The sequence below is a fragment of the Pseudogemmobacter hezensis genome, assembly GCF_013155295.1.
Classification (GTDB): domain Bacteria; phylum Pseudomonadota; class Alphaproteobacteria; order Rhodobacterales; family Rhodobacteraceae; genus Pseudogemmobacter; species Pseudogemmobacter hezensis.
This window is the reverse complement of record NZ_JABJXT010000004.1, coordinates 204,523-227,879: the sequence shown is the minus strand read 5'-3', so window position 1 is coordinate 227,879 and position 23,357 is coordinate 204,523. Positions and strand designations below refer to the sequence as shown.

Below are 23,357 nucleotides of genomic sequence, written 5' to 3'. Positions count from 1 at the left end.
CTTGAAAGCAGAAGCGGTGGCCCCGGTCTGCCCGTTCTGAGGCAACGCGCTATCCGTTTTCTGCAAAAGCACCGGGTCTGCGCGAAATACGGATGGCGTCCGGCTGCAAGCGGCGAAAAAAGTGGCAAATCTCTGCTGTCTCTTCCGGAGAATACCCTTGACCGCGCCCCTTTTGCCCGACCCCTCTGCTTTGCAGACTGCGGCCCCGCCTGCCGGGTTGCGGCGCACGCGGCGGGAAGATGTCGACCAGCTTTCGGCCGATCTTCCGGGCTGGAACCAAAGCTATGACCAACTGACCCGAGGGCCCTTCACCGGGGTCTTGCAAGAGGTCTGGCAGGACGGGCTGCACCTCTTCCGCGAATATACCAGCACGGGCCTGCGCCAGGCGGGCAGGGTCGACAGCACCATCATTGGCTTTGGCCTCCCCGAGGCGCAGACAGGGCGGACGGATTTCTGCGGCGCTCTGGCCGATGCCGATGCGCTGCATATCTTCTCGGGCAGCGAGGGCTTCGAGTTTCACACAGCCCCCGGGCAGAAGATGCTGTGCCTTGGGATCAGGGCGGAACACCTGTCGCCCTGGCTCGGGGAAGAAGATCTGCGCATTCTGGCCCCGGGTTTGCGCGACTGTCGGCTGGTGCCGCTGCGCCCCGAGCGCGCGCGCGCTTTGCGCCGCCATCTTGCGGATGGGCTATCGGGGGGCGGTCTCGCCAGCAGGGCAGAGGCATCGCGAAGGGCGCAGAAAAGCCGCGCATTTCTGCGCCAGGCCATGGATCTTTTGTCAGGCCTGACCAACACCAGCCAGACCCCGCCAGAGCAGGCCCCTGCCGCGCGCAGCCGAAGAATTTTTCACGAGGCGGTCGAATATGCTCTGGCGCAGATCGGCGATGAGAAGCTGTCGATCCGCCATCTCTGTGATGCGCTTCGGGTCAGCCGCCGCAGCCTGCATTATGCGTTTCAGACCCATGCCGCGATGGCGCCCGAATGCTATCTGCGCATGCTGCGCCTCAATCGGGCGCGGCGCATGCTGAAAGCCGGGGCACCCGTCACGAAAGCGGCAACGCAATGGGGGTTCTGGCATCTCGGGCGCTTCGCCGGGGCCTATCACGCCCTGTTCGGCGAACTGCCCTCGGTGACGGCAGCGCGGACAGATTGCTGACAGCGACCATTCAGGTCGCGGGGCGACGCCCGCTGTGCCCTCTGAACGTAAGGGCACCCGTTGCGCATAAGGAACAGAAAGGCCGGGCGGGGCGGGGCCATCACACAAGTTATATTTCGGATGCAGCAACGCTTTCGGAAAACGCCTGTTTCTCGTCCCAGGCTGACCGGCACGATCCAAAATCCGTGCCAGAATGAGGCGATGTCTTCATTTGCGCGCACCCGACCCAAGACGGTGGTTTGCGCAAAGCAACAGACACCCGCGCCGCAATTCCATCGAGGGGAGTGCCGGTACTGCGAAAATTACATCCACTGAAATCTTCAGTTTTCGCAATGGTGGCACGCCTGTCTGGAGATGACGGATAAGGGCTGGCTGCATCCCCGAACGGTCGATCCAGCCGGTCTGCGGCTGCTGCAAGACGCCCTGGTCCGCCCCCCGCCGCTGCAAGATACGGCAACAGGTACAGGGGCGTGACATCATGAAAATCGGCGCGGTGCTTTCGCTGGACCAGGGATGATCCCCCCGCGCGGCAGGCGCCGGAAATGCTGATGCCTGTCGATCATGCGTGTTCCGCGGCCTCTTGACTTGATGTATATAATCATAAAAAACCATTCCCAAGAGGAGGCGCCGATGCGAACACCTATCCTGCAATTCGGCACCAGCCGGTTTCTTCAGGCACATGCCGATCTGTTCATCTCTGAAGCCCTGGCCCGGGGGCCGGGAACTGGCCCTGAAAGCGGGCAGGCCATCGGGCCGGTGAGCGTGGTGCAATCCAGTGGCGATGCCAGCCGGGCAGGGCGGCTGCAGGCCCTGGCGGCCCCCGAAGGATACCGCGTAAGGATCGAAGGGATTGAGGGCGGCCAGACCGTCCGCCGCGAAACCCGTGTCACATCGGTGCGGCGCACATTGGCAACAGGCACTGACTGGGCAGAGGTGGCCCGCATCGCGGCGGATGAGGCAGAGGTCATCCTGTCGAACACCGGGGATTCCGGCTGGCAGCCGCAAGCCGCAGATCATGCGCCTGACTTCCGGCAAGAGATGTCATTCCCGGCAAAGCTGACGCATCTTTTGCGCGCGCGTTATATAGCCGGGGGCGCGCCGCTGACCGTGATGCCCACAGAGCTGGTGCCCCGCAATGGTGATGTCTTGCGGGCGCGGGTGCTGGAGCTGGCTGGCGCAGTTGATCCGGCGCTGGCCGACTGGATCGCGGGCCGCGTCGTTTTTGCCAATTCGCTGGTGGATCGGATCGTTTCCGAACCCCTTGAACCCGCCGGTGCGGTGGCCGAGCCCTATGCGCTATGGGCCATCGAGGCGCAGCCGGGGCTTGTGCTGCCCTGCCGCCACCCCTGCATTCAGCTGGTTCCCGACCTGCACAGGATCGAGCGGCTGAAGCTGCATATCCTGAACCTTGGCCATAGCTATATGGTCAGCAGATGGATCGTGGCGGGTGGTGGTGGTGCGCCCCTGGTGCGTGAGGTGATGGCCGATCCTGCCGCCCGCGCTGATCTGGAAAGCCTTTATGCGGCTGAGGTGCTGCCGGTTTTCGCCGCTGCCGGATATGATGAGGCCCCTGCCTATGTGGCCAGCACGCTGGATCGTTTCGCCAATCCCTATCTGGCGCATCGCCTGTCAGACATCGCGCAGAGCCATGCAGATAAACTGCAGCGCCGGATCGGGCTGTTTCTGGATTGGGGGGCAGGTGTCTGCCCCGGGCTCAGCCAGCCCCGGCTGAAACAGGCGCTGACCCAGGCCGATTATTCAGGGCGCTTACCCGGGTGAAGGATACCCTATGAACCGCAACCGCATCGGAAAGACCGGCGTGACGGTCACGACGCTGTCCTTTGGCTGTTCGGGCCTCGGCAACCTTTACCGCAGGATCAGCGATGAGAATGCGACCGCCGTTCTGGCACGCGCCTGGCAGCACGGCATCCGCTATTTCGACACGGCCCCCCACTATGGGCGCGGGCTGTCCGAGCAGCGGCTGGGCACCTTCCTGCGGGGGCGCGACCGGGCGGATTATGTGATCTCTGCCAAGGTCGGGCGCTTGCTCTCGCCCGGGCCGCAGCTGGCCGAGGCCGATGGCTTTATCGAGCCGCTGCCAAATGCCGTGCACTATGACTATAGCGGCGACGGGATCGAGGCCGCGTTTGAACAAAGCTGCGAGCGGCTGGGAACCTCTTACATCGACGTTCTTTATGTCCATGATATCGGAGAGTTGACCCATGGCGCGGCGCATCGGCGCCATTTCTCTGACCTGATCCGGACCGGGCTGCCCCGGCTGGAAAAGCTGAAGGCCGCCGGGCGGATCGGGGCCTTTGGCCTTGGTGTGAATGAAAACGAGGTCTGCCTGGAGGTATTGGCCAGGGCCGATATCGATGTGATCCTGCTGGCCGGACGGCTGACCCTGCTGGACCGTTCTGCCGAGGCAGAGCTGGTGCCGCTGTGCCGGGCGAGGGGGGTCAGCCTGGTGCTGGGCGGCATCTTCAATTCGGGCATCCTTGCCACCGGCCCGGTGGCTGGTGCGCATTTTGACTATGCGCCCGCATCCGCCGAAATCCTTGCCCGCACGGCCGCATTGCAGGCCCGAGCCGACGCGGCGGGCATCCCCCTGGCCACGGCCGCGCTGCATTTCGCGCTGCGCCATCCGCTTGCAGCCTCGGTGCTGATCGGCACTTCGCAGGTCTCGTCGCTGGACCGCAATATGGCTGCGGCCACCACACCCCTGCCGCCCGCAGCCGGGGCGGCGCTGGCCTAAACCAGCGCGTGGTTGCGCAGGGATGACAGCAATGTCTGCTTTGACGTGCGCAGATGATCGCGCGCCGCTGCCACGGCTGCGGACTCATTGCGGTCGGTCAGGGCTGTGATGACGCGCAGATGCTCGTCGATTGCGGCCAGGTTGCGCTCGCGCTCGTCCTTTTTGTCCCACTGATAATGATAGTGGAAAACCAGCGTGATGACCTTTTGAAACTCGGTTACGAAACGGTTGCGGACCACGCTGCCAATCGCCGCATGGAAGCGCTCGTCCAGCAGGGAAAAGTCGTGATAACGCGTGTCAATCTCGGCAGCCAGGGCGTGATGCTCGGCCTCAAGCGCGGCAAGCTGCGGCCAGATCGGGTGATCGGTCGGCAGAGCCGCCAGATGCGAGACGGCGTTCAGCTCCAGCACCATGCGGAAATCAGACAGTTCGATGGCATAGTCGCGGGTGAAGCCCACCAGCTCCCATCCGCCACGGGGGCGGCGGCGCACCAGCCCGAACCGGCTGAGCGAGGCAAGGAATTCCTGCAGGCTATGCGGGGCCACGCCGAATTTTCGCGCCATTTCCGTGACATTCAGAGGGGTGCCGGGCGGCACGTCAAAGCGCAGCACCCAGTCGAGGAAGTGTCGCTCCAGCTCGTCGGCTGAGATGGGGTCGGATTGCACAGGCAGCCTGTCGCCGGCCTCGGGGCGGCGCAGCAGGGTCTTGTTGCGCCCCTGCCAGTGCAGCAGACCGGCGCCCCCCAGCCGTTCCAGGACCGAGCGCACCACCGTCCGGCTGACATTCAGATGCCCGGCAAGCCCATGTTCGGCCGGAAGCTGGTCGCCGGTGGCCAGGGTCTCGCAATAGTCCAGCATGGCGTTATAGGCCTCGCGGAAGCGCTCGTCGGTGCGTGCCAAGGGGATCTCCTTTTCCGGCAGATTAACCCGGAGCCAGGTTGCATACAATTATTAAAAACAATTGACAGGGCGAAATTGATGCGCAAGCCTTGTACGCAATTATTAGATACCGAAACGCGGGGAGGCGTCATGTCGGTTGCTGCAAACGGGGCAGGCAAAGCCAAAGCCCCGCCCGGCCTCAATGCCGAAACATTCCACAAACTGTCTGCGCTGGCCACGCTTGCGCTGCTGGTCGGTGTATTCGCCCTTGGCAATGCGGCCTTCTTTTCGATCAACAACGGGCTGACGGTTTTGCTGCAGACCTCGGTCATCGGCCTTCTGGGCATCGGCATGACCATGGTGATCATCACCGGCGGCATCGACCTGAGCGTGGGGTCCGTACTGGCGCTGTCGGGCACGGTGACGGGGCTTTTGGTCAAGGCCGGGGTGCCGGTGCCCATCGGCATGACGGCGGGTGTCGCGGTCGGGGCGCTTTGCGGGCTGGCCAGCGGGCTGATCATCACGAAGATGCGGATCACGCCCTTTGTCGCCACGCTTGGCATGATGCTGATCGCGCGGGGCCTGGCGCTGCAGCTGACCGGCGCGGCCCCGATCTCGCAACTGGGCGAGGCCTTTGGCCGCCTGGGCAATGGTGCGCTGTTTCGCATGGTCGAAACGCAGCCGAACGGCCTGTCAAAGGTAATTTTCCCCGGCATTCCCTATCCGGCGATCCTTTTGATCGTGACTGCGCTGGCCGCCGCATATCTGCTGCGCCGCCGCAGCCTTGGTCGCCATATCTACGCCGTCGGCTCGAATGAAGAGGCTGCGCGCCTTTCGGGTGTGGATGTCGTGCGCACCAAGATTGCCGCCTATGTGATGTCGGGTGCCCTGGCGGGTCTGGCGGGCAATGTGCTGATGTCGCGCCTTGTCACCGCCCAGCCCAATGAGGGCGTGATGTATGAGCTGGACGCCATCGCGGCGGCGGTCATCGGGGGGGCATCGCTGAATGGCGGTGTCGGCGGGATCGCTGGCACGATGATCGGGGCCTTTATCATCGGTGTGCTGCGAAACGGGCTGAACATGGCCGGGGTCTCGGCCTTCATCCAGCAGATCATTATCGGCGTCGTCGTGATCCTGGCCGTCTTTATTGACCAGATGCGCAACCGGCGATGATCGGTAGAGGCCAATAAAAAAGTTCAACGGAGGAGAGGAAGAATGAAAATCACCCTGAAAGCGGCCCTTGCCATTGGCGTGGCCCTGGCATTTCCGGCATCGGCGATGGCAGATGAGATCGCCGTCATCGTCAAGACCACCAACTCAAACTTCTGGCAAAACGTCAACAAGGGCGCCCTGGCCGCTGTTGAGGGCTCGGGGCTGACGATGACCTTTGATGGTCCGGCCTCGGAATCCGCAGTCGCGGACCAGGTGAACATGGTGGACAATGCCGTCAACCGTGGCGTCAAAGGCATTGTTCTGGCCCCCTCTGATCCCGAGGCGCTGATCCCGGCCGTCCGGCGCGCCAATGAGGCGGGCATTGCGGTCGCCATTATCGACTCGGCGCTTGGAGAGGGCGGTGCGGGCACCTATCAGACCCTGCTTTCGACCGACAATTGCGCCGCCGGAAAGCTGGCGGCGGGCAAGATGATCGAGGCTGTCGGCGGTGAGGGCAAGGTGGCCGTCATGTCCTATGTCGCGGGCGTCGGCTCCGAGCTTGGCCGCGTCGGCTGCTTTGTCGAAGAGGTCAAAGCCAGCTCGAAGATCGAGATCGTCGGGCCGTTCTACTCGCAATCGCAAATGGCGACCGCTTTGAACCAGACCACCGATGTTCTGGCCGCCAATCCCGATCTGAAAGGCATTTTCGGTGCCAATGAGCCGACCGCCATCGGCATGGCCCGCGCCATCCAGCAGGCTGGCAAGGCAGGGCAGGTTGTGGCGATCGGCTTTGACGGCAACGAGGATCTGCAGGCCTTCGTCAAAGACGGCACCCTGCTGGGCACCCTGGTGCAGGGGTCGTTCCAGATGGGCGATCTGGGCGTGAAGGCCGTGGCTGACCTGATCGGCGGCAAGTCTGTCGAGGCGCAGATCGACACCGGCGTTGTCTTTGTGACCAAAGAAAACATCGACACCGATGAGGCGAAAAACGTCCTCTACTGAGGCGGATCACCAGGTTTCGGGCGGCAGATAACCCTGCCGCCCGGGGCAGTTTGCGGGAATATGAAGGGCATAGAGATGACTCCCCCTCTCGTGGAAATGATCGGGATCGAAAAGCATTTTGGCGGCATTCATGCGGTGAATGGCGTGTCGCTTTCGCTGCATCCCGGCGAGGTTGTTGGCGTATTGGGCCATAATGGCGCGGGGAAGTCCTGTCTGATGCGGATCCTCTCTGGCGCGATGTCGCCATCGGCAGGGGAAATCCGCGTCGGTGGGAAAAGCGCCAGCCTTGGCTCGCCGCAGGATGCCCGCAGCCATGGGATCGAGACGATTTACCAGACGCTTGCCCTTGCCGATCATCTGGATGCCGCCGCGAACCTGTTTCTGGGCCGCGAGCTGCGCACCCGCTGGGGCAACCTGGACGATAAGCTGATGCTTGCCGAGGCGCGCAAGGTGCTGGCCCGGCTGAACCCGAATTTCCGCAACCTGGGCGATCCGGTGTCGCGGCTGTCGGGTGGGCAGCGTCAGGTCATCGCCATTGCGCGGGCGATCTATTTCAACGTGAAATGCCTGATCATGGACGAGCCGACAGCGGCGCTAGGCCCGGCTGAAACGGCGATGGTCGGCCAGCTGATCAAACAGCTGCGCCAGGAAGGCGTTGGTATCTTTCTGATCAGCCATGACATGCATGATGTGTTTGACCTTTGTGATCGGGTGGTGGTGATGAACCGGGGCCATAATGTCGGCTCTTACCGTATTGACGAGGTGACCAAGGATGATGTGCTTAGCCTGATCATCAAGGGGGCGCTGCCGGACGACTGGGCCCCGCGCAATACGGAGCGACTGCAATGAGCATTTCAGGATTGATTGAGGCCCCGGCTATGCTGACCGGAACCTGTGTCGAGCCCGGCCTGTTCGAGCTGCGTGAGGCGCCGCTGCCCCAGGCCGCGCACGAAGGCTGGGCGCTGGTCGATATTGCGGCGGTCGGGCTTTGCGGCACGGATTACCATATTTTCGCGGGCAAGCACCCCTATCTGCAATACCCCCGCGTCATCGGCCACGAGCTTTCGGGCCGCCTGACCGAGCCCGCGGGCGGGATGGCAGCCGGAGAGCTGGTCGTTATCAACCCCTATCTCTCCTGCGGCAGCTGCCGGGCCTGCCGGCGTGGCAAGCCCAATTGCTGCGCCAGCATCCAGGTGCTGGGCGTGCATCGTGACGGCGGCCTTTGCGGGCGTATCGCGGTGCCTGTCGGCAATCTTTATCCGGCCGGGGATATGACCGAGACCGAGGCCGCGATGGTCGAGTTTCTGGCCATCGGGGCCCATGCGGTCGCGCGCTCGGGCATCCAGAGCGGTGACCGGGTTCTGGTCACCGGCGCGGGGCCGATCGGCATCGGCACGGCGCTGTTTGCCCGGCTTGAAGGGGCAGAGGTGCATCTGCTGGATCTCAGCCCGCAGCGGCTGAAAATGGCCGGGCAGAAATTCGGCTTTGCCCATCTGCACGATTCGGTTGCTGCCGCCTCTGCCGGGGATCTGGCTGACGGGTTTGACCTGATCTTCGACGCCACCGGCACGGCGGCCGCCATCGAGGCGGGCTTTCCGCTGCTGGCGCATGGCTCAAGCTATGTGCTGGTCAGCGTGGTCAAGGATCAGATCACGTTCGAGGATGCCGAGTTCCACAAGCGCGAAACCCGCATCATCGGCAGCCGCAACGCATTGAAGGCCGATTTTGAGCGCGTGATGGCGGCGATCCGCAGCGGTCAGATCGACACTGGCGCCCTGCTGTCCGCAGAGCTGACGCTGGCCGATCTCTCCACCCGCTTTGCAGCCCTGGCCGCTGACCGGGATGGGCTGATCAAGGCGGTTGTCCGGCCATGACCGGCGCACGTGTCCTGCGGCTGCATCCCGACGATGATGTCGGGATCGCGCTGACCGATCTTGCCCCCGGTCAGGACGGCACGACCGAGGCCATTCCGCGCGGCCATAAATTCGCTTTGCATCCGGTGCGGCAGGGCGGGTTCGTGCGCAAATACGGCCAGATCATCGGCACGGCGACCGCAGATATTCCAGCCGGCGCGCATGTCCATGTGCAGAACCTCGGCATGGGGCAGGATCGCGGCGGCGATGCGGGGCATGGCCCCATGCCAGAGATCGCGCCCGCCACCACGCCAGATACATTTCTGGGTTTTCCCCGCGCCGATGGCCGGGCCGGGACGCGCAACTTTATCGGCATCCTGACGACGGTGAACTGCTCTGGCTCGGTCGCGCAATTCATTGCCGAGGATGCCGAGCGGCGCGGGCTTCTGGCCGATCTGCCGAATGTCGATGGCATCGTGCCCATCGCCCATAGCACCGGCTGCGGCATGGCCGATCGCGGTGAGGGCTATGACATCTTGCTGCGCACCCTGGCGGGCTATGCGCAGCATCCGAATTTCGGGGCAATCCTGGTGGTGGGCCTGGGCTGCGAGGTGCTGCAGCTGCCCGTGCTGCAATCGGCCCCGCAGTTAAAGGATCCGGCGCATTTCCGGTTTCTCAGCATCCAGAACCAGGGCGGCACACGCGCCACGATCGAGGCCGCGCGGCCGGTGCTGCGCGAACTCGCCGAAACGGCGAACCGCGCAAAGCGCGTTCCGGTGCCGGCGGCAAAGCTGGTGATCGGTCTGCAATGCGGCGGGTCGGACGGCCTGTCGGGGATCACCGCCAATCCTGCGCTTGGCGTCGCCTCTGATCTTCTGGTGGCCCAGGGCGGCACGACGGTATTGTCGGAAACCTCGGAAATCTACGGGGCCGAGCATCTTCTGACCAACCGCGCCGCGCCCGATGTGGCAACCGCCCTGATGGAGCGCATCCGCTGGTGGGAGGATTACACCGCCCGCTTTGGTGGCAGCATGGACAACAATCCCAGCCCTGGCAACAAGAAGGGCGGGCTGACGACAATCCTGGAAAAGTCGCTGGGCGCCGTTGCCAAGGGCGGCAGCGCCCCATTGGCCGCCGTCTATCGCTATGCCGATCCGATCCGCAGATCCGGCTTCGTTTTCATGGACAGCCCCGGCTATGATCCCTGCTCGGTCACCGGGCAGGTGGCCTCTGGCGCAAATCTGATCGTTTTCACCACCGGCCGCGGCTCGGTTTCCGGCTATCGCCCGGTGCCCTGCATCAAGCTGTCGTCGAACAACGACCTTTGGGCGCGAATGTCAGAGGATATGGATATCAATTGCGGCGATATCATTGATGGTGTGCCTTTGGCCAGCAAAGGGGCCGAGATCTACCGCATGATCCTGGACGTGGCCTCGGGCCAGCCCACCAAAAGCGAGGCGCAGGGCTTTGGCCGTGTCGAGTTCGTGCCCTGGCAGATTGGCGCGACGATGTAGCGGCCCCGGAAGCCCGCCCCCGAAGCTGCATCCCGAGCTTTCCCACCGAACCTGCCTCCCGAACCTGTTCCCGGAAACCTTCCCCCGGCGTCTTGCTGCCGGGGCTTTGGATCGCGGATGTAATGGGGGATGCCTGGCCTTTACCAGGCGGGCACCAGCACTTCTTTGTCCGCACAGGTGTCAAGCAGCGCCTGCCGGACCCTTACTCTGATTGGCTTTTTTCAGCGCAGGAATTTTGACCGAGGCCCCGGTTCCGGCTTTGACACAGACCACGTCGGGCGACCGGAATGTCTCGCTTTCAGGGACAGGCGCGTCGCGACGGCCCCCCGGCCCGACCTCGATTGCCTGGCTTGAATAAAGGAACGAGGCATCCACATCATCCAGGGCCGGGATCAGCCGCGCGTCATCAAGCGCCACGACTGTCAGGTTGCGCGGGTTTTCGGCAATGTCGCGCCCGATCACGGTCAGTGGCTCGCCCCCCTCTTTCAGCGTGATCAGCCCGGCATCCACCAAGATCAGGAACGGCACCAGTGGTTCGAGGGGTCAACATGGACCGCGATGGTGGCCCCGTCGGGCAGATCCTGCAAGGAGGCGTGCTTCTTCGGGAACAGGCCCGCCGGATCGGTGAAGGCGTAGAAGGCTGCAACCAATGTGGTGCCATGCTGCGCATCACCGCCAGGGTCATCGCATCGCGGGCTTTGGCCTTTCCTGTCTGACGCAGGCAGGGACCAGGCCCTGTGCGGGCGGATAGGGGCAGAGGGCAGGGCCGCCAAATTCTGCATATGAACTCATGGCCCAGGGTGAATCATCTGTCGGCCCACCGCCGGTGATCTTTCGTGAAGGGTTGTCTTATTCTGCCGGTGGTCGGGTATTGCAGTATTAAGTGTTTGCTCTGCCTGCCAGATTTGGAATCCAATTCTTTGGATCAGGTCTAAGTTGTGCGCCTGTAACCTGCGGTTCTGCGCTGCTGCGCCCGCAGAGATCTGACCAGGAAAAGGAGCTGGGACGCAGGCAAGGGCGATGCGCAGAACGCAGGATTTCGCCCCCCTGTCCCGGGAAAGACATGTCACCAAATGATACCCTCGGCGAAGGCAGACCCTTTCTGCTGAATGCCTTCACCATGAACGCCGCCTCGCATACCGCCTATGGCCTCTGGCGCCACCCCGAGGATCAGCATCACCGCCACGCCGAGCTGGAATACTGGCAAGAGATCGGGCGGCTGCTGGACGGCTCGGGCTTTGACAATCTGTTTATCGCCGATGCGTTAAGCCATCTCGACACCTATGGCGGCAATGCCGGGGCAGCGCTGGCGAAGGGCGTGCAGACGCCGATTACCGACCCTTTGCTGGTGGCCTCGGGGATCGCGGCGGTGACGGAACAGCTTGGCATAACGGTCACGGTTTCCACCAGCTACGAACACCCCTGGTTGCTTGCGCGGAAATTTACCACGCTGGATCATGCCACAGGCGGGCGGATCGGCTGGAACATCGTCACCTCGCAGCTGGAATCGGCAGCGCGCAATCTGGGGCTGGACAGCCAGGCCGATCACGACAGCCGCTATGACCGCGCCGATGAGTTCCTTGAGGTTGCCTATAAGCTGTGGCTTTCGTCATGGGAGGACGGCGCGGTTTTGCGCGACAAGGGCAGCGCCGCCCATCCCGAGGGGCTTTATACCGACCCGTCAAAGGTGCATCCGATCGACCACAGGGGCCGGTATTTCACCACTCCCGGGCCGTTCATCTCAGAGCCCAGCCCGGCGCGGGTGCCGGTTCTGATGCAGGCCGGGGGCTCGGCCCGGGGTCAGGCTTTCGCTGCCCGCCATGCCGAGGTGGTCTTTGTCGTCGGTGCCGATGATGCGGCCCTGCGGCGCAATATCGCAAAGATCAGACTGCTTGCCGCCGGAGAGGGGCGCGGGCCTGACGCGGTGCGCTTTGTCACCTCGATTGTCGTTGTCACCGCCGCGACGGATGCGGAAGCCGAGGCGAAGCTGCGCGACTATCAGAGCTATTTCGACGCCGATGGCGCGGTGGTGCATTACTCGGCCTCGACCAATGTCGATTTCTCGGGCCAAAGCCCCGAGACGCCGATCCGCTATCTGGAGACCCGCTCAAGCCAGGGCCTGCTGGGCATGTTCGCCAAAGAGGAAAGCGGGCGCGAATGGACGCTGGGCGATGCGCTGGCCCCGAAGGATGGCTTCGGGCGCTCGAAACTATTCGTCGGCTCGGGTGAGAGCGTGGCGAAGGCGCTGGATGCCTGGGCCATCGCCACCGGGCTGGACGGTTTCAATATCCAGCATGTGGTCAGCCCCGGCAGCTGGGCCGATTTCATCACCCATGTCGTGCCAGAGCTGCGCCGCCTTGGCCGCATCCGCGAGGATCGGCCCGGCCCGCTGCGTCCGCGCCTTTTTGGCCAGGACAGCGCGCTGCCCCCCGCCGATCACCCCTCTCACCGCCTGGCCCTGATACCGGCGCGGGCGTCTTCGGAAAGTGCCGCATCATGAAAGATATCCCCGAAACAAACCCGCAGGGCGGGCTGACGCTTTGGCTGTCGCGGGCAGATCAGGTGGCGGCACGGCTTGCGGCAACGGCAGTTGCGCGTGACCGTGAAGGCCAGGACCCGGTCGAGGAAATCTCATGGCTGCGAGAGGCGGGGCTTTTGACCATTGCCCTGCCGGTTGCGGTGGGGGGGGCGGTGCCCGCGCCTCGGAAATCCTGCAGGTGATCCGCCGCATCGCGGCTGCAGATACCTCGGTGGCGCAGATCCTGACCTATCACCTTTTCGGCTCGCGCAGCGGGCTGGATGCCGACCCCGCCCTGCGTGCGAAACGGCTGGAAGGGTTTCTGAACGAGGGCTGGTTCCATGCCGGTATCGCCCAGGCCGCCTATCCGCCGCTGATCGAGGCGCGAAATGACGGCGCGGGCTATGTGCTGAACGGCGCGAAACCCTTCACCTCGGGCGCGGCGGTGGCAGATACGCTGCAGGTCTGGGTGCGGTTTGCGCCTGGGGCCACCGTGGATGGCCAGGACGCCTCAGACCATATCGGGCAGTTCATTGTGGCCAATCCCTCACGCGGGCTGATCTTTGGCGGCGACTGGGACGCGATTGGCCAGCGGCTGACGGTTTCCGGCAGCGCAGCGCTGGAAGATGTGCGGGTCGCCCGCTCTGACCTTGTGGCGCATTACCCCGAGGACACCGCGCATCCACCGCATATCACCGTGCATGTGCCGGTGATCCAGCTCTCTTTTGCCGAGCTGTATATCGGCACCGCAAAGGGGGCCTTGCAGGCGGCGGTCGATTACATCCGCGACCATGGTCGCCCCTGGGTGACCACGCCCTATCAGAATGCGGGCGAGGATCCGCTGATCCTTGACCGTCTGGGCCAGCTTTCCGCCCGGCTGGCCGCCGCCGAGGCGCTGGCCGATGCGGCAGGTGTGCGTGCCGATGCCGCCATTGCCGCAGGCCCGGACCTTGGCCCCGAGGGGCGCGGCGCGGTGGCGGTGATCGCGGCCCAGGCCAAGATCGTCGCGCATGAAACCGCGCTGGAGGTCACCTCGCGCATATTCGAGCTGATGGGCGCCAGGGCTGCGGCCCGCAAATACGGCTTTGACCGCTTCTGGCGCAATATCCGCACCCATACGCTGCATGATCCGATCCACTACAAAACCCATGAAGTGGGCGACTGGCTGCTGAACGGCCATTACCCCGAGCCGGACTATTATCGCTGAGGCCTGCCATGACACAGAAAAAACCTATCATTCTCAATGGCTTTGCGATGACGGTGCCGGGGCATGTCTCTGCCGGGGTCTGGCGCCACCCCTCGGACCGCTCGCATGAATATACCTCGTCTGGCTATTGGACGGATCTGGCGCAGCTGCTGGAGCGGGGCGGCTTTGACAATCTGTTCGTGGCCGATGCGCTTGGGCCGCTGGATGTCTTTGCAGGCACGCCGGATGCGGCGCTGCGCACCGCCGCGCAGCAGCCGCTGAACGATCCGACCGTGCTGGTCGCCGCCATGGCCGGGGTGACGAAGCGGCTGGGCTTTGGCGTCACGGTTTCCGCCACCTATGAGCAACCCTATGCGCTGGCACGGAAATTCTCGACGCTCGACCACCTGACAAAGGGGCGGGTGGCCTGGAATGTGGTGACCTCGGTGCTGGAATCGGCGGCGCGGAATATGGGCCATGATGCCCAGATGGATCACGACACCCGCTATGACCGCGCACAGGAATTCCTTGAGGTCTGCTACAAGCTTTGGGAAGGGTCATGGGAAGAAGACGCGCTGGTTAAAAACCGCGAGACCGGGCTTTATACCGATCCCGCAAAGGTGCATCCGATCAACCATCAGGGCCGGTGGTTTACCGTGCCCGATGCCCATATCACGGCGCCCTCACCGCAGCGCACGCCGCTGATCTTCCAGGCCGGCACCTCGTCACGCGGGCGCGAATTCGCGGCGAAGAATGCCGAGGTTGTTTTCCTGGGCGGCACAAACCCCACCCAGATCAAAAACGCCATCCATGCGATCCGCGAGCTGGCGGTTGCGGCGGGCCGGGCCCCTGACGGGATCAAATTCATCACCGCCATCACCGTGATCGCCGATGAGACAGAGGCCGCCGCCCAGGCGAAATATCAGGATTATCTGAACCATACCTCGACCGAGGCGGCGCTGGCGCTGTTCTCGGCCTGGACCGGGGTTGACTGGGCGCAGTATGACCTCGACCATCCGCTGGAATATATCGAGACCAATGCCGGGCGCTCGGCGCTGGCGGGCCTGACCGCAAAGGATGCCGAGCGGCGCTGGACGGTGCGCGATATCGCCGAATATATCGGGGTCGGCGGCATTCATCCGAAGGTCGTCGGCACCGGGGCGCAGATCGCCGATCAGCTGGAGTATCTGGCGGATGAGGCGGGCGTCGATGGCTTCAATATCGCCTATGCGGTCAGCCCTGGGTCTTTCGGGGATTTCATCCGCTATGTCACGCCAGAGCTGCGGCGGCGCGGTCGCCTGACGCCGGAAGGCACGGGTCAGACCCTGCGCGGGCGGCTTTTGGGCCATGACCATCTGGCCCCGCATCACCCGGGCGCGGCCTTCCGGGCGCTTTTGCAAGGGCCATCGGTGCTGGACCAGGACTGGCGCACCGCCTCTGAAAGGCTGCCGGCATGAGCGGCATCTTCCTTCACTGGTATCTGCCGACCAATGGCGACAGTCGTGGCCTGACCGGATCGGGCAGCGACAGCGCGACGATCGGCCATTCGGGCGGCTTTCGCGCGCCCTCGCTGTCTTACCTGGCCGAGGTGGCCCGCGCCGCCCAGGCCCAGGATTTCCACGCCGTCCTCACCCCAACCGGCACCTGGTGCGAGGATGCCTGGATCACCACCGCTGCCCTTTCGCGCGAGGTCGAGCGGCTGAAATTCCTGGTGGCCTTTCGCCCCGGCCTGATCTCGCCCACGTTGGTGGCGCATCAGGCGGCGACCTTCCAGCGCATCACCGGGGGGCGGCTTCTTCTTAATGTGGTGACGGGCGGAGACAGGTTTGAACAGGCGCGGTTTGGCGACCATCTGGATCATGATGCCCGCTATGCCCGCACCCGCGAATTTCTGCAGGTGCTGCGCGGCGTGACGACTGAGGGCGCCGCTTTCAGCCAGGCCGGGGCGCATTACGACATCCGTGACGCAAAGATCGACCCTGCCCCCTATCCGCTGGCGCCGATTTTCTTCGGCGGCTCCAGCCCGGCGGCCGAGGCGGTGGCGGTGGATCAGGCCGATGTCTGGCTGACCTGGGGCCAGCCCCCCGAGGTCGAGGCCCCGCGTCTTGCCCGGCTGCGGGCGCTCGCGCGGGAAAAGGGGCGCGATCTCAGGTTCGGCATCCGCCTGCATGTGATCTCACGCGATACCGAGGCCGAGGCCTGGGCGGTGGCCGACAAGCTTTTGTCCTGGCTGGACCCCGAGGCAGTCACCCGCGCGCGCGCCTTGCTGGCAAAGTCGGAATCCACCGCCCAGGCGATGATGTCGGCGCTGCATGCCGGGCGTGAGGGCCTGCCCACCCATGCCCGCGAGCTTGAGATCTGGCCCGGCCTCTGGTCCGGCTATGGTCTGGTGCGCGGCGGTGCAGGGACGGCTCTGGTCGGCAGCCATGCTCAGGTCGCTGATCTGATCGAGACCTATCACCGGACCGGCTTTGACCATTTCATCCTCTCGGGCCAGCCGCATCTCGAAGAGGCCTGGCATTTCGGCGAGGGCGCGGCCGCGATCCTGCGCGCGCGTGGCGTGCTGGCCCCGCTGGATGGCAATAGCGCGGGGTCTGGCCATGGCGCATGACGCAACGCCGCCGGTTGTGATCCGCGACCTGATCAGCCCTGATGAAAAGCGCGAGGCTTTCGCGCTGTTCCGCACTGCGATGCTGGGCCTGCCCGATCTCGGCGCGACAGACCCCGGGGCCGAGACGCGGTATCTGGAAAGCGGTGCTTTTCTGGGCGCGTTTGAGGCGGACCGCCTGCGGGCGGTTGCCAATGGCTATGCCAGCGAGATCACCCTGCCGGGTGGCGCAAGCCTGCCGCATCTTTCCGTCACCCATGTCGGCACCGGCATCGGCGCGACACGGCGCGGCTTTGCCCGCAGCCTGCTGGCGGCGCAACTGCAGCGTGCCCGCGCGGCCGGGCTGCCGCTGGCGGGTCTGCGGGCCTCGGATGCGCGGATCTATGGGCGCTATGGCTTTGGCATCGGCTCCTGGTCGGTCAGCCATGAGCTTGATCTGACCGGGACGCGGCCGCTGCCTGAGGCCGCGTCCACGCCGCTGCGCGCGGTCGATCCGCTGGGTGATCTGCCGCTTTTGCGCCGCATCGCAGAGACCGAGCCCGCCCCCCGCCCGGCGCGGCTGGCGCGGTGGGATGCCTGGTGGGAGATGCAGGCTTTCCGGTTGCGCCATGCGCCGGGCGTGCATCACGCGGTGGTTGTCGGCCCGCCCGGGGCCGAGAGCGGCTATCTGCGGTTTCACTCTGACGCTGCAGGGGCCTGGTTCACCGCGTCTGAGCGGCGCGCGGTGATCGACGATTTCGTCGCGCATGATGCCGGGGCATGGCGCACGCTGATCCATTACCTCTTTTCGCGTGACATTCTGCACCGGGTTATTTTCCCCTCGCGGCCAGAGGATGATCCGCTGCCATTGCTGATCGACAATCCGAGGGCCTTGCAGATTGCAGGGCGCAGAGATGAAAGCTGGATTCGTATTCTTGATCCTGAAACGGTTCTGGCCGCCCTGCCGGTAAAATCCGGCCTGCGTATAGAATTGCAGGTCAAAGATCCGGTTATTGCCGAAAATAACCGGGTCTATCAGATCGGAGACCGTAATTCTGCCATCTTCGCCCGGATCTCAATTTCGGTGGCAGATCTGTCCAGCTGGATTTTCGGGGCGGTCAGCGCGGCCGCTCTTTTGGTCACTGACCGTATTTCAGCTTCGGCGGATACGGTGGCCGCGCTCGATTCTCTGCACCCTGGCGGAGAGAAGCCATGGTCTGGCATTTCCTTCTGATTGCAGGTGGCAGCGCAGAATGATGCTGCCAAAACAGGCATGAAACAAAAAATCCTGCTCTAATTGCGACGAAGGAAATTAAAATCCATAAAATCTGCAACCTTTCGGATCTTCGGAGTTCCAGATGACTATGCTTTCTACCCGGTCTCTTTTGATTGGAACCTTTGCCGCCCTGACCCTTACAGCTGCGCCGCTGCTGGCCGATACGCCGCAAAAGGGCGGCACCCTGCGGATTGCCTCACTGAATTCCGATCTGGATGCCTTTGACCCTCTGACCGGCTACAGCACTGATTCATGGGCCATTTTACGTGCGGTGACGCGGCAGCTGGTGACATATAAAGGGGCCGGGACCGATATCCGTGACGATACCGATCTGGTGCCGGATCTGGCGACGTCCTGGGATATATCAGAAGACGGCAAGGAATTCACCTTCCATCTGCGCAAAGGCGTTCATTATTCCGGGTCGACCGACCGCGAAATAAAAGCGGCAGATTTCGTTTATGGAATCAAGCGGTTTTGTGACCCCAATAAACAGGTCGCCGCGATCAATTATTTCAATCTCGCTTTTTCGGGGTTTAAAGATTTCTGCGATGCCTTTTCAAAGGTCGCGCCGGGTGATCTGAAGGCGGCAAAAGATTTCATCGACGCCAATCAAATCAGCGGCGTTTCTGCGCCGGATGATTATACGCTGGTCCTGAAATCGGATTCGAAAAATTACGATTTCCTCAATATCCTGTCGATGAATTTTGTGACACCTCTGCCGGAAGAAATTGCCTCGCAATATTTCCCGGATTCGGTTGAATTCCGGCAGAATTTCCCATCCTCCGGCCCTTATTATGTCGAAAATTACACTCAGGGTCAGCAACTCGTGCTGAAACGCGCCGCCAGCTATGATGCGGCGCTGGATCCGGTGCGGGCGGCCTATGCCGATGAAATCATCGTCGATTTCACCACCAATAACGAAGAAACCATCGTGCAGAAAATTGCGACCGGCGAGGCCGATCTGTCGCTTTATCTTGAGGTGCCGCCACGCGCGACCATTGCGAAATATCTGGGCGAGAACAGCCCGAATTTGCATGCCTCAAACTCGGGGGCTGCGAATTTCATCACCTTCAACGCGCGGCCCGAGGCGACCACCCCCGGCGCGACCGCGCTGCGCGATATCCGCGTGCGCCAGGCGCTGACCTATGCGATCAGCCGCGCCAATATCGTGCAAACCCAGGGTGGGCCGATTGCGGCGGTGCCGCTGACGCAAATCATCACCTCGACCATTCTGGGCTTTGAGCCCTTCGACCCCTATCCCACCGCAGACGACCAGGGCGATCCGGAAAAGGCGAAGGCGCTGCTGGCCGAGGCCGGATACCCGGACGGGATCACGCTGGACGCCCCCTACCGCACCACCGCCCAGTTCGAGGCCATTGCGCTGACCGTTAAGGAAGATGCCGCCCGCGCCGGGATCACCATCAACCTGATCCCGATCCCACCGACGCAATGGTATGCCTATATCCAGGACCCCGGCAGCGTCTGGGACATCTCGCTTGGCAGTCAGTTTGCGCCCGACTGGCAGGGGCCGTCGACGCGGATGCTGCTGGGCGGCTGGCTCAATTCCGATGCGGCGCCCTGCGGCACCGGCAATGTTCATGCGATCTGCTATTCGAACCTGGAGCTGAACAGGCTCGCCGCTGAGGCCTATGGCTCGGATGATCCCGGCCCGATCTGGACGAAGGCCGATCAGCTGGTCTCGACCGATCTCGCCTGGATCCCGCTGATCGAGAAGCGCAAGATCGTGCTGTCATCTGATCGCGTGACCAACTGGACCTGGTCTTCGCTGGGCGTGCAGGCCGATATCACCAATGTCGCGCTGAAGCCCTGACACGCCATGACCGGGCCAGCCCCTCTTTTCGAGATCCGCAATCTTTCGGTCCGCTTTCCGGGCCAGGGGGAAGCTGCGGTCAAAGGCATCTCGCTTCGCGTATCGCCTGGTGAGACCCTGGCCCTGGTGGGGGAATCCGGCTCGGGCAAAAGCGTCTCGTTGCTGGCGGCGACCGGCCTTGTGCCAGGCGCGGCGCAGATCGGTGGTGAGGTGCTTTTCGGGGGGCGCGACCTCCTCCGTCTGCCCCCCCATCAGATGCGGGCGCTTCGCGGCGCCCGCATCGGCTATGTTTTCCAGGACCCGCAGAGCAATCTGCATCCCTATAAATCCGTCTATACCCAGATTGCCGAGGCGATCCTGGCCCATGCGCCCCGGCCGCGCCCCGCGCGGGCTGCGCTCAGGGCGCGGGTGACGGCGCTTTTGACCGAGGTCGGGATCCGCAATGCGGGGGCGCGGCTGGATGATCTGCCATGGCAGTTTTCCGGCGGGATGCGCCAGCGGGTGATGATCGCCATGGCCCTGGCGCTGGAGCCGTCTTTGCTGATCGCCGATGAGCCGACCACGGCGCTGGATGTCACCGTTCAGGCGCAGATCCTGGCGCTGTTGAAGGAACAACAGGCGCGGCGCGGCCTTGCGGTGATTTTTGTCAGCCATGATCTTGCGGTGGTCTCTGATATCGCCGACCGGATCCTTGTCATGCAGCAGGGCGAGGTGGTCGAGGAAGGCCCCGCGCCCGAGGTGCTGCGCCGCCCCCGTCACCCCTATGCGCGTCGTCTGCTGGCGGCGGCAGGGCTGGCGCATGGCACCCATTCGACGCCTGCCGATGCACCTGCGCCCGACGCGCCGCCGCTGCTGTCGCTGGACCGCCTCTCGCGCAGCTTTGGCCGCAATGAGGTGCTGCGCGAGGTCAGCCTCGATATTGCGCCCGCCGAAATCTATGGTCTGGTGGGGGAAAGCGGGTCGGGCAAGACGACACTCGGGCGGATCGTCGCCGGGCTCGACCGCCCGGACCGCGGGCGGATGCGGCTGGACGGCGCCGATCTGTCGCAGCCCTTCACCCGCGCGCAGCGCTTTGCGGTGCAGGTCGTTTTCCAGGACCCCTATGCCAGCCTGAACCCGCACCGCCGTATCGGGGCGATCCTGTCTGAGATCCTGGTACGGGCGGGCGAGGGCGATCCGATTTCCGGCGTCGCTGATCTGCTGCGCTCGGTGCGGCTGGATCCGGCCCTGGCGGGCCGCCTGCCGGGCCAGCTTTCCGGCGGGCAGCGCCAGCGGGTGGCCATCGCGCGGGCGCTGGCGATGCGCCCGAAGCTGATCGTCGCGGATGAGCCGGTCTCGGCGCTGGATATCACCACCCAGGCCGAGATCCTGCAGCTGCTGGCGCGACTGCGTGATGAGCGCGGGCTGTCGATCCTGCTGATCACCCATGATCTGGGCGTGGTGGCGCGTCACTGCAACCGGGTGGGCGTGTTGCAACGTGGCGTGCTGGTCGAACATGGCCCGGTGGCCCCGGTCTTCACCGCGCCGCGCCATGATTACACCCGCGCCCTGCTGGCCGCAGTTCCTGGCCGCAGGCTGCGCGAGCTGCGGGCCGATCCGCCGGATGACCATTCCGATCCGCTGCAAACGGGGCCGCATCAGCATGTCTGACACTCTCTCCTTGCCAGGCCGCCGCGCTCGTATTGACGCGCTGAGCTTCGGCCTGATCCTCTCGGGCCTGGTCGTGGCGGCGGCACTTGCCGCACCGCTGGTGGCCTGGGTCACCGGCCATGGGCCGACCGATCAGTTCCGCACCACCGGCCTTGACCAGATGGGCCTGCCCATGCGCCCCAATGCGGAATTTCTGCTGGGCAGCGATGGCTTTGGCCGCGATGTGCTGGTCAGGGTGCTTTATGGCACAAGGATCTCGCTGATCGTGGGGTTGCCGGCCACCACGCTTGCGATGCTTGTCGGCACGCTGATCGGGTTGGTTGCTGGCTGGTCGAGGGGCTGGGGCGATCAGCTCTTTGGCCGCTTCATGGATGTGATGATCGCCTTCCCGTTCATCCTGACCGCGCTTTCGCTGGCAACGATCAACCGCGGTGCCGATGGCCAGCCGAGGATCCCGCCAGAGGCGCTGGTCGTGCTGGTGATCGCCGGCTTCTCCTGGATCTATTTCGCCCGCCTTGTGCGTGGCATCACCCGGTCTTTGCGTGATGGCCCGCTGGTCAATGCGGCGCGGGTCTCAGGCGCCAGCGTGCCGCAGATCCTGTGGCGTGAGGTGCTGCCGGTGATCCTGCCCAAGATCGCGGTTTTCTGGTCGGTGCAGCTGCCCGCCAATATCGTGGCCGAGGCGACGCTGTCTTTCCTGGGCGTGGGGATCAACCCGCCGACCCCCAGCCTTGGCAATATGATCGCCGATGCGCAGCGCTCGGGGCTTTACCAGGTGCAGCCCTGGCTTTTGCTGGGGCCGGGGCTGGCGCTGTTTCTGGCGGTGGCGGGCGCCAATATCCTGTCAGCCGGGCTGCGCAGCCGCCTTGATCCCCACAGCGCATTGCGAGTCTGAGCCATGGCCCTTCGTCTGACCAAAGCCCTGTCCCAGGCCGCGCTGACGCTGCTTGTGTTGCTGATCGCCTGTTTCGGGCTGACGCGGCTGGCCTATCAGAACCCCGCCGCCATGCTTGCGCCGCGCAATGCGACCCAGGAGGGCATTGCCGCTGTAGCCCGTGCGCTGCGCCTTGATGAGCCCTGGTATCAGCAGCTTTGGTATTACCTCTGGCGCGGGCCGGATGTGCAGGGCGCGAAAATGGGGCTTTTCAACTGGCCGCCGGGGCTTGGCTATTCCTTCCGCAAACAGGCGCCTGTGACCGATCTGATCCTTGATAAGATCCCGGTCACGCTGTCGCTGGTGGCGGGGGCGGTGGTTTTGTGGTTCGCCTGGGCGCTGCTGGCCGGGGTTTGGGCTGCAAAGAACCAGGGCCGCTGGCAGGATCATCTGAGCGGGGCGGTGTCCTTCGTCTTCATGGCGACGCCGCTGATCCTGAGCGGGATCCTTGTCTCTTATGTGCTGTTCTACCAGCTGACCCAGGCGGGATGGCCGCTGTTTCCCTCATCGGGCTATGTCGCGCTGACCAGCGATCCCTGGCAATGGGCGCGTCATCTTGCGCTGCCCTGGATCACGCTGGCCATGGTTCAGGCCGGAACATTCCAGCGCATCACCCGTGGCGCGGTGCTTGATGTCGCGGGGCATGATTACATTCGCACGGCCCGCGCCAAGGGCCTCGGTGAGGGCCGGGTCTGGTACAATCACGCGCTTGGGGCCGGGCTGAACCCGGTGATCACCCTTGGCGGGCTTGAAATCGGCACCATGCTGGGCGGCGCCATCGTGACCGAGACGATTTTCGGTCTCGACGGGCTGGGGCGGCTGGCGATTTCCTCGGCGCTGGATGGTGATTTCCCGGTGGTGATCGGCACCACCATTACCGCCGGCGCGGGGATCATCCTGATGACCACGCTCAGCGATCTGTGGATCGCGGCACGTGAAAGGAGGCCCCTGTCCTGACGACAAGATCCGGGGCCGACCACCCTTAGCCCGACAGAGAATTTCCGCCCTGCCTTTGTCCGCCCGCTGCGGCGGCCAGGACAGGTTTGCCCGCGCGGCAAAGACCGC

21 protein-coding genes are annotated in these 23,357 nt (G+C 64.1%); 18 read left to right on the top strand and 3 right to left on the bottom strand.

The features are described 5' to 3' along the window. The first annotated feature begins 157 nt into the window (after positions 1-157). From HOY34_RS06660 to HOY34_RS06650, 3 genes are all read left to right on the top strand, one after another. Complete coding sequence (locus tag HOY34_RS06660; RefSeq protein ID WP_172361092.1) at positions 158-1,156, top strand: helix-turn-helix domain-containing protein; 999 nt, start codon at positions 158-160, stop codon at positions 1,154-1,156. 630 nt (positions 1,157-1,786) lie between these two features. Then, on the top strand, positions 1,787-2,935 hold the full coding sequence (locus HOY34_RS06655) for a mannitol dehydrogenase family protein (protein WP_172361090.1): 1,149 nt from the start codon (positions 1,787-1,789) through the stop codon (positions 2,933-2,935). A gap of 10 nt (positions 2,936-2,945) precedes the next feature. Further along, entirely contained in the window at positions 2,946-3,911 is a 966-nt protein-coding gene (locus tag HOY34_RS06650) for an aldo/keto reductase (RefSeq protein WP_172361088.1), read from the top strand. Here HOY34_RS06650 and HOY34_RS06645 read toward each other — a convergent pair. Continuing rightward, positions 3,908-4,810 (bottom strand): GntR family transcriptional regulator, encoded by a 903-nt coding sequence (locus HOY34_RS06645; RefSeq protein WP_172361086.1) that lies wholly within the window; start codon positions 4,808-4,810, stop codon positions 3,908-3,910. The two genes, HOY34_RS06650 and HOY34_RS06645, sit on opposite strands and share 4 nt — an antisense overlap. 129 nt (positions 4,811-4,939) lie before the next feature. Between HOY34_RS06645 and HOY34_RS06640 the strand changes: the two genes are divergently transcribed. The 5 genes from HOY34_RS06640 (at position 4,940) to HOY34_RS06620 (ending at position 10,310) form a co-directional block, all read left to right on the top strand. Then, positions 4,940-5,962 carry an ABC transporter permease gene (locus HOY34_RS06640; protein ID WP_172361084.1) on the top strand — a complete coding sequence of 341 codons (1,023 nt, stop codon included), beginning with the start codon at positions 4,940-4,942 and terminating at the stop codon, positions 5,960-5,962. A gap of 42 nt (positions 5,963-6,004) precedes the next feature. Then, on the top strand, positions 6,005-6,943 hold the full coding sequence (locus HOY34_RS06635; RefSeq protein WP_172361082.1) for an ABC transporter substrate-binding protein: 939 nt from the start codon (positions 6,005-6,007) through the stop codon (positions 6,941-6,943). A 75-nt stretch (positions 6,944-7,018) separates the two neighbouring features. Then, positions 7,019-7,792 carry an ATP-binding cassette domain-containing protein gene (locus HOY34_RS06630; protein WP_172361080.1) on the top strand — a complete coding sequence of 258 codons (774 nt, stop codon included), beginning with the start codon at positions 7,019-7,021 and terminating at the stop codon, positions 7,790-7,792. Continuing rightward, positions 7,789-8,817 (top strand): zinc-binding alcohol dehydrogenase family protein, encoded by a 1,029-nt coding sequence (locus HOY34_RS06625; protein WP_216654667.1) that lies wholly within the window; start codon positions 7,789-7,791, stop codon positions 8,815-8,817. The genes HOY34_RS06630 and HOY34_RS06625 overlap by 4 nt, the downstream gene beginning before the upstream one ends. Beyond that, positions 8,814-10,310, top strand: a complete 1,497-nt coding sequence (locus HOY34_RS06620) for a UxaA family hydrolase (RefSeq protein WP_172361078.1) — start codon at positions 8,814-8,816, stop codon at positions 10,308-10,310. Before HOY34_RS06625 ends, HOY34_RS06620 begins: the two co-directional genes overlap by 4 nt. Positions 10,311-10,490: 180 nt before the next feature. Here the strand turns inward: HOY34_RS06620 and HOY34_RS06615 are convergent, their stop codons facing one another. Then, positions 10,491-10,838, bottom strand: coding sequence for a MetQ/NlpA family ABC transporter substrate-binding protein (locus HOY34_RS06615; RefSeq protein ID WP_172361076.1), 348 nt, complete (start codon positions 10,836-10,838; stop codon positions 10,491-10,493). Beyond that, positions 10,826-11,092 carry a MetQ/NlpA family ABC transporter substrate-binding protein gene (locus HOY34_RS06610; protein ID WP_172361074.1) on the bottom strand — a complete coding sequence of 89 codons (267 nt, stop codon included), beginning with the start codon at positions 11,090-11,092 and terminating at the stop codon, positions 10,826-10,828. The genes HOY34_RS06615 and HOY34_RS06610 overlap by 13 nt, the downstream gene beginning before the upstream one ends. A gap of 281 nt (positions 11,093-11,373) precedes the next feature. Between HOY34_RS06610 and HOY34_RS06605 the strand changes: the two genes are divergently transcribed. The 10 genes from HOY34_RS06605 (at position 11,374) to HOY34_RS06560 (ending at position 23,249) form a co-directional block, all read left to right on the top strand. Next, entirely contained in the window at positions 11,374-12,810 is a 1,437-nt protein-coding gene (locus HOY34_RS06605) for an NtaA/DmoA family FMN-dependent monooxygenase (protein ID WP_172361072.1), read from the top strand. After that, complete coding sequence (locus tag HOY34_RS06600; RefSeq protein WP_172361070.1) at positions 12,807-13,031, top strand: hypothetical protein; 225 nt, start codon at positions 12,807-12,809, stop codon at positions 13,029-13,031. Before HOY34_RS06605 ends, HOY34_RS06600 begins: the two co-directional genes overlap by 4 nt. Beyond that, positions 13,028-14,035: an acyl-CoA dehydrogenase family protein gene (locus HOY34_RS06595; RefSeq protein WP_172361068.1), complete on the top strand. Its 1,008-nt coding sequence runs from the start codon at positions 13,028-13,030 to the stop codon at positions 14,033-14,035. Before HOY34_RS06600 ends, HOY34_RS06595 begins: the two co-directional genes overlap by 4 nt. An 8-nt stretch (positions 14,036-14,043) precedes the next feature. Next, the gene (locus HOY34_RS06590) at positions 14,044-15,471 is read left to right on the top strand and encodes an LLM class flavin-dependent oxidoreductase (RefSeq protein ID WP_172361066.1); all 1,428 of its coding nucleotides are present in this window, start codon (positions 14,044-14,046) and stop codon (positions 15,469-15,471) included. Next, positions 15,468-16,625: an LLM class flavin-dependent oxidoreductase gene (locus HOY34_RS06585; RefSeq protein WP_172361064.1), complete on the top strand. Its 1,158-nt coding sequence runs from the start codon at positions 15,468-15,470 to the stop codon at positions 16,623-16,625. The genes HOY34_RS06590 and HOY34_RS06585 overlap by 4 nt, the downstream gene beginning before the upstream one ends. Then, positions 16,615-17,835 (top strand): GNAT family N-acetyltransferase, encoded by a 1,221-nt coding sequence (locus tag HOY34_RS06580; RefSeq protein ID WP_172361062.1) that lies wholly within the window; start codon positions 16,615-16,617, stop codon positions 17,833-17,835. Before HOY34_RS06585 ends, HOY34_RS06580 begins: the two co-directional genes overlap by 11 nt. A 124-nt stretch (positions 17,836-17,959) precedes the next feature. Further along, complete coding sequence (locus HOY34_RS06575; protein ID WP_172361060.1) at positions 17,960-19,708, top strand: ABC transporter substrate-binding protein; 1,749 nt, start codon at positions 17,960-17,962, stop codon at positions 19,706-19,708. Between the two features lie 6 nt (positions 19,709-19,714). Continuing rightward, entirely contained in the window at positions 19,715-21,358 is a 1,644-nt protein-coding gene (locus tag HOY34_RS06570) for a dipeptide ABC transporter ATP-binding protein (protein WP_172361058.1), read from the top strand. Next, positions 21,351-22,253: an ABC transporter permease gene (locus tag HOY34_RS06565; RefSeq protein WP_216654666.1), complete on the top strand. Its 903-nt coding sequence runs from the start codon at positions 21,351-21,353 to the stop codon at positions 22,251-22,253. Before HOY34_RS06570 ends, HOY34_RS06565 begins: the two co-directional genes overlap by 8 nt. A 3-nt stretch (positions 22,254-22,256) precedes the next feature. Beyond that, a complete protein-coding gene (locus tag HOY34_RS06560) occupies positions 22,257-23,249 on the top strand; it encodes an ABC transporter permease (protein ID WP_172361054.1) in 993 nt (330 codons plus the stop codon). Positions 23,250-23,357 lie beyond the last annotated feature (108 nt).

Bases quoted from the DNA above. Each gene is read 5' to 3' on its own strand.
- HOY34_RS06620 (WP_172361078.1), top strand. From the start codon at position 8,814: ATGACCGGCGCACGTGTCCTGCGGCTGCATCCCGACGATGATGTCGGG.
- HOY34_RS06630 (WP_172361080.1), top strand. From the start codon at position 7,019: ATGACTCCCCCTCTCGTGGAAATGATCGGGATCGAAAAGCATTTTGGC.
- HOY34_RS06625 (WP_216654667.1), top strand. From the start codon at position 7,789: ATGAGCATTTCAGGATTGATTGAGGCCCCGGCTATGCTGACCGGAACC.
- HOY34_RS06580 (WP_172361062.1), top strand. From the start codon at position 16,615: ATGGCGCATGACGCAACGCCGCCGGTTGTGATCCGCGACCTGATCAGC.
- HOY34_RS06585 (WP_172361064.1), top strand. From the start codon at position 15,468: ATGAGCGGCATCTTCCTTCACTGGTATCTGCCGACCAATGGCGACAGT.
- HOY34_RS06590 (WP_172361066.1), top strand. From the start codon at position 14,044: ATGACACAGAAAAAACCTATCATTCTCAATGGCTTTGCGATGACGGTG.
- HOY34_RS06640 (WP_172361084.1), top strand. From the start codon at position 4,940: ATGTCGGTTGCTGCAAACGGGGCAGGCAAAGCCAAAGCCCCGCCCGGC.
- HOY34_RS06570 (WP_172361058.1), top strand. From the start codon at position 19,715: ATGACCGGGCCAGCCCCTCTTTTCGAGATCCGCAATCTTTCGGTCCGC.
- HOY34_RS06560 (WP_172361054.1), top strand. From the start codon at position 22,257: ATGGCCCTTCGTCTGACCAAAGCCCTGTCCCAGGCCGCGCTGACGCTG.
- HOY34_RS06635 (WP_172361082.1), top strand. From the start codon at position 6,005: ATGAAAATCACCCTGAAAGCGGCCCTTGCCATTGGCGTGGCCCTGGCA.
- HOY34_RS06605 (WP_172361072.1), top strand. From the start codon at position 11,374: ATGTCACCAAATGATACCCTCGGCGAAGGCAGACCCTTTCTGCTGAAT.
- HOY34_RS06610 (WP_172361074.1), bottom strand. From the start codon at position 11,092: ATGCAGAATTTGGCGGCCCTGCCCTCTGCCCCTATCCGCCCGCACAGG.
- HOY34_RS06565 (WP_216654666.1), top strand. From the start codon at position 21,351: ATGTCTGACACTCTCTCCTTGCCAGGCCGCCGCGCTCGTATTGACGCG.
- HOY34_RS06575 (WP_172361060.1), top strand. From the start codon at position 17,960: ATGACTATGCTTTCTACCCGGTCTCTTTTGATTGGAACCTTTGCCGCC.
- HOY34_RS06650 (WP_172361088.1), top strand. From the start codon at position 2,946: ATGAACCGCAACCGCATCGGAAAGACCGGCGTGACGGTCACGACGCTG.
- HOY34_RS06600 (WP_172361070.1), top strand. From the start codon at position 12,807: ATGAAAGATATCCCCGAAACAAACCCGCAGGGCGGGCTGACGCTTTGG.
- HOY34_RS06655 (WP_172361090.1), top strand. From the start codon at position 1,787: ATGCGAACACCTATCCTGCAATTCGGCACCAGCCGGTTTCTTCAGGCA.